At 66.8% G+C, this 4780-nt stretch carries 4 protein-coding genes and 1 pseudogene; 3 read left to right on the forward strand and 2 right to left on the reverse strand.

The features are described 5' to 3' along the window. The first annotated feature begins 67 nt into the window (after window positions 1-67). The gene (locus AC1D2K_RS29945) at window positions 68-352 is read left to right on the forward strand and encodes a hypothetical protein (protein WP_478093476.1); all 285 of its coding nucleotides are present in this window, start codon (window positions 68-70) and stop codon (window positions 350-352) included. Window positions 353-367: 15 nt separating this feature from the next. On the opposite strand, the gene AC1D2K_RS29950 is transcribed toward AC1D2K_RS29945, so the two are convergent. Together AC1D2K_RS29950 and AC1D2K_RS29955 are read right to left on the reverse strand one after the other, a co-directional pair. Continuing rightward, window positions 368-1714, reverse strand: coding sequence for a DUF5666 domain-containing protein (locus AC1D2K_RS29950; protein ID WP_478093477.1), 1347 nt, complete (start codon window positions 1712-1714; stop codon window positions 368-370). Next, window positions 1714-2637, reverse strand: a complete 924-nt coding sequence (locus AC1D2K_RS29955; protein WP_478093479.1) for a DUF6502 family protein — start codon at window positions 2635-2637, stop codon at window positions 1714-1716. Before AC1D2K_RS29955 ends, AC1D2K_RS29950 begins: the two co-directional genes overlap by 1 nt. Window positions 2638-2857: 220 nt before the next feature. Between AC1D2K_RS29955 and AC1D2K_RS29960 the strand changes: the two genes are divergently transcribed. Then, a complete protein-coding gene (locus tag AC1D2K_RS29960; RefSeq protein WP_478093481.1) occupies window positions 2858-3202 on the forward strand; it encodes a hypothetical protein in 345 nt (114 codons plus the stop codon). A gap of 1189 nt (window positions 3203-4391) precedes the next feature. Next, window positions 4392-4780 (forward strand): annotated as a pseudogene (locus tag AC1D2K_RS29965) (hypothetical protein); the annotation flags it as partial.

Consider the following 4780-nt stretch of genomic DNA (forward strand, 5'->3'; position numbering starts at 1 on the left):
GTCCTTACCGGGGATAGCGCGCGTCTGTCCAGCGAACACAAAGTCACCGACGCGTCAGGGGACCAAGATGACGAACGATGGCCACATCAATGGCGCGGACGACCCTCCCCCGTTCCCCTCAGCCGAATGGCACATGCAGGTCGAGAGCGACGGCGGTCTTGACGGCATGCGCAGTTACCACATCGACGTCTACAGAGGCACGGCGTTCATGTGCCGCATCGCGCTGGCCGGCCATTTTCCCAATCAGGCGGCCGCCGAAGAAGGTCTGGATCGTCGCCTCAAGGCTTGGCTTGAGGACTATGAAAAACGTCCTCTCCTCGCGGGCGAAGATCACATTCCCTATGACACGTGACCGGAGGTTGCAGGATCACTCGAAAGTGACCGTACTGGCCATCAGCACGCCGTTGACGACCCGCGTGCCATGGATGTTCACCTTCACGCCATTGCCCAGCTTCCCCGCCGTGCCGTTGAAGAACACGACGTCAGGGTTGCCGGCATCCACGGGTTGTCCCTTCACGCGGAAGTCTGAAGGCGATTTGAATGCGCCGACATTGCCGATCAGATCGAAGGACGCGGGGCCGCCAGTGCCCGGAACATGCCGGATCCTGAGCTTGGCCGCTCGCAGCACGCCACCGGACACGACGCCGCCGACATCGACCTTCACGCCGTTCCCGATCGCGCCCACCGGACCGCCGGTGATCTGCGCGGCACTCGCATCGACCGGGAAGCCGAGCACACGCAGCGCTCCCGGACCTGCGAAGTCCGTGACGATGCCCGCGAACTGGGCCGTGGTGGCATTGGCCGTCGGCAACGGATACCACCATTGCACGAGCGTCGCGACCAGACCGCCCGGCGCCGCGGCGTCCGCGCGAACGCGCACGATGGTTCCGTTTGCGAGCGGTCGCCCGTCCGGGCTCCCGCCCAGAACCGCTGCGCTGTAGTCGATCGCGAGGCCGCCGAGCGAGAAAGTCCGCCGCGTCGCGTCGAGGTTCTGCACCGTGCCCGTGAGAATCGGCGCGGACCGCTCGCGCTGCTCCACGCGCGTCGCACGCAGCACTCCAGGCGCGGCCGGCAGGCCCCAGACCTGCAAGGTGCGCCCCGCCGGGATCGCGGCGAGGCCGGAGGCGTCCGCCCAGACGGTGGCTTCGTCGGTCGTCACCGTTGTGCCCAGGATGACGAAGCTGCCTTGCGCCGGATCGACCGATGTCACCTCACCGCGAATGTCGGCAGCGGATTCGACCCGACGGGCGATGCCTTGGGTGAAGTCCGCGTTCATTGGCCCGATGACCCGCACGCTCATGCCCAGTTGCAGCCCGGCGGGAGCATCCTCGACGTTTCCGACGGCCGAACTCGTGTCGTAGCGCAGGCCGTTGACGAAGATGCTGCCCGCGCCATCGACCGAGCCGACGCCGGTCGCATCGGCAGTGCTGACGCCGGTGCCACCGGACCCTACCCCGGAGCCCTCATCCCCACTCGATGCGGTGGTGGAACTCCCGTCGTCGGACGCAATGCCGCCAATGCCGTTGCCTGCCCCGCTCGGGCCGTTGTCGCCGACCGGGCCGGGCGCACCTGCGGGGGCGAGCCCCGAACCGATGGCCCCCGGCGCCGATGCACCCACGAGCGCCGCGCCGCCACCTCCGCCTCCGCCTCCACCGCAGGAGAGCAGGAGGGCCGACATCAGCGACAGGAACCCGTTGCGCAGCAGGATGTTCATCACTCTTTTCTCCCCAGGGGCTTCAAGGGGCCGGGCAGCTTCGCGGCCTCCTCCTTGGCATCCTCATAGTACGTGTAGATGCCGACCCGGACGCGCCCCGCGTCTCCCTTGTTCGCCATCTCGTAGGCACGCCTCATCTCGCGTGACATTTCATGGTGAAGCCCGTTCCAGCGTTCGCGTGCGAGCTGGTGAATGCGCTCGCAATCCTCGATCGATATGCCGGCCGCGAACACCGACCGCTCGAGCAAGGGCGGTCTGCCGCCGACGGTGTTCGACACGCCCGCCAGCAAGTGGTCTCGCGCGTTGTCGCCCAGGAACGAGAACATTCCCTTCAGATCGTTCGCCGRCACGAAGCCCGTCACGGCAAGTTCCGTCACGCCATCGCGCTCGATCGCCATATTCAGGCGCACCAGTTCATCAAGAATGGCGCGGTGATGCACGTTGCCCCGACTGGCGCGATGCGCGACAGCCTCGAAGGAGGGCGTCGACTGATCATCGGACACGATCGGCAGCGAGCGGTGGGCTGGGTCGTCGGCGAACATCTGCAGCCACAACGTCAAGGTTCTCGCCTCGGCCGACATCTCGGTTTGCGGCAAGGCAACCGTTGGTTCGCGCACTCTGCTGGTCACGGCCTTGCGGTTCAAGCCGGTCGTCACCGACAACTGGCTGATGTTGGGGTCAGTGCCCTTCTCCATCCATGCACGCCGTGCCTCATCAAGCAGCACATCGCGCAGCAGTTTTTCCAGGTGCGCGTGCTTGACGCCGAAGGCCAGAGCGAGCCTCACCAGCGGACGCAGGACGCGGGCGCATGCATCGAGCACCCACGCGAGCTGGCCCTCTCTCGATTGGGCCATCGGCTGCCGGGACGAACGCGGGTCCCGGCCATGCTTGGCGCTCTTCGAACCCGTGTGTCTGGTGGCCATGCAGTTCGATCCTGACCTCGGGCGACAGCAGTGAACGACTCGTTACCAACTGGACAAAGACATCAGCCTCTGTCTTACAAATCCGGCGCTTTGGCGAGCGCACAACGGTAACCGATGGGAACTTTTTACCTACATCTTCTTACCATTTCCTGGAGAGCGCAATGGCCATTCAGTTGACGGGTGCCTCGCGAAGAGCAACCCTTCCACCTGGAGCGTCGCCATGAGCACCGCCGGCATTTGCGTTTCCCATTCTCAGGGCACGTCGCCTGGCATCGCGCTTGGCAGTCTTGTCGACCTGGCGAGGCTTCAAGTCGGCAACCCTTCTGCCGCGATCTGCGATGCCTGCAGCACCATCGACATCGGGTCCGCCTGCTACTGCAAGAGTTGCTCGCACAAGCTCCCAGCCTTCGATACGGCCAAGGAAGACACAGGTGTCCTGCGTGACAAAGAGTTTTCTTGGCATGCCCTGGGGATGCCGGAGCGGGCGTCAGTGATGGACTTCGCGGCCTTCTCGGTGGTGATCAATCTACTCGTGGTGATCACCGCACTCATCCCTGCTCCATGACTTTCTGGCTTCCCTGTCATCGCCATGACGAAGTTCTGCGAGTCCTGCCACACCGCCAACAGAGACCGCGCGAAGTACTGCCGAGGATGCGCGGGCAAGTTCAGCGGAATTCGCACGGCTGCGCACGTTTCAGCAGGGTCCTTGCCGGAGGGAAGGCCCCCTAGAGTCGCGAGAGTCGCGCAATCCGTGCCGATGGCGATGGCGATGCCAATGCCGGCGCCCGCACTATGGCCAGYAGGGACGAGGACGAGCGATCTCTTGGTCGTATCGCGAATCCCCAAGAAGCGCGATTTCGCTCGCCGGTTGACCTTGCCCGGCGGCCTCGATGTTCCCGTCGTGCTGATGTTGATGGTCGTCTTCCTGTCGAGTGCTGCGTTCGTTTTCTGGTACTGGAACCGCACTGCCGAGCGAAGTCTGGAGTMCTCCCGTGAGGAGGCGCCGATCCATTGGCAGTCCAAGTCGCAGACTGCGTCGCTTCCGGCGCCCGCGACGCATTCGCAACCGGCGGTCGCGCCGGTCGCGGTCGCTCCGATGGTCGAGCATCATGTCGAGCCAACGCGCTCGCTGCTGGCGGAGCCGTCCGAAACGCAGGCCCCGACGCCTGCGGCGGCCCGGACACAGGTCGCGGCGCCCGAAGAACAAGCCTCCGAAGCACATCGGCCTGTGGCCGCACCGCAAGCCGACGAGGCACGGACTTCGGATGCGCAAGCTTCTCAGGCGCCGCCAAGGCAAGCGGTGGCAGCACTGCGGCGGGACCGTTCCGGCGCCCGACCGCGCGAAAGGAGCATGACGTCGACCGTCACCGCGTCGCGCGCATTCCCTATCGACCGTCAATCAGAAGCAGCACCGAAGGCCGTCGCTCCCGATGTCCAGCGATCGATCCGAGCAGAACAGCCAGACATTGCCAGCCGGACATCGGCGACGCTCCCGACCGCCTCGGTCCAAAACGGAACGGCTCGCACGGCAGGCAGCACGACTCGCTGCGACCCGCACAATCCGTTCGGCGAAGCCATCTGCGTGAGCGCTGCGGCACCGGCGGCGCAAGCGCCGAGTTCTTCCAGCGCGGCGATCTCGAGCGCATCGTCGAATCAAAACGCAACCAAGGGGATCCACTCGCCTGGCGCTTTCGCGATCACAAACGCCCCGGCGGATCCGGGCGGCAACAGCCCCGGCGCTGGCACTGCCGCGGGTGGTGCAGGAGGTGGGGCTGGCAGCGGAACCGGTGGCGGCGCAGGAGGTGGCGCTGGCGGCGGAGGAGCCGGTGGCGGCGCAGGAGGTGGCGCGGGCGGCGGAGGAGCCGGTGGCGGCGCAGGAGGTGGCGCGGGCGGCGGAGGAGCCGGCGGCGGCGCAGGGGGCGGCGCTGGCGGCGGATCTGGAGGGGGTGGTCCAGGGGGCGGTGGCTCCGGCGGCTCCGGTGGTAGTGGTGGCTCTGGCGGTGGTGGCCCTGGCGGTGGCGGCGGTGGCTCCGGCGGTGGCTCCGGCGGTGGCGGTGGTCCTGGCGGCGGCGGCGGTGGCTCCGGCGGTGGCGGTGGTCCTGGCGGCGGCGGCGGTGGCCCTGGCGGTGGTCCTGGTGGCGGC

The organism is Variovorax sp. P1_H12_2, assembly GCF_056405335.1.

Bases quoted from the DNA above. Each gene is read 5' to 3' on its own strand.
- AC1D2K_RS29945 (WP_478093476.1), top strand. From the start codon at position 68: ATGACGAACGATGGCCACATCAATGGCGCGGACGACCCTCCCCCGTTC.
- AC1D2K_RS29950 (WP_478093477.1), bottom strand. From the start codon at position 1,714: ATGAACATCCTGCTGCGCAACGGGTTCCTGTCGCTGATGTCGGCCCTC.
- AC1D2K_RS29960 (WP_478093481.1), top strand. From the start codon at position 2,858: ATGAGCACCGCCGGCATTTGCGTTTCCCATTCTCAGGGCACGTCGCCT.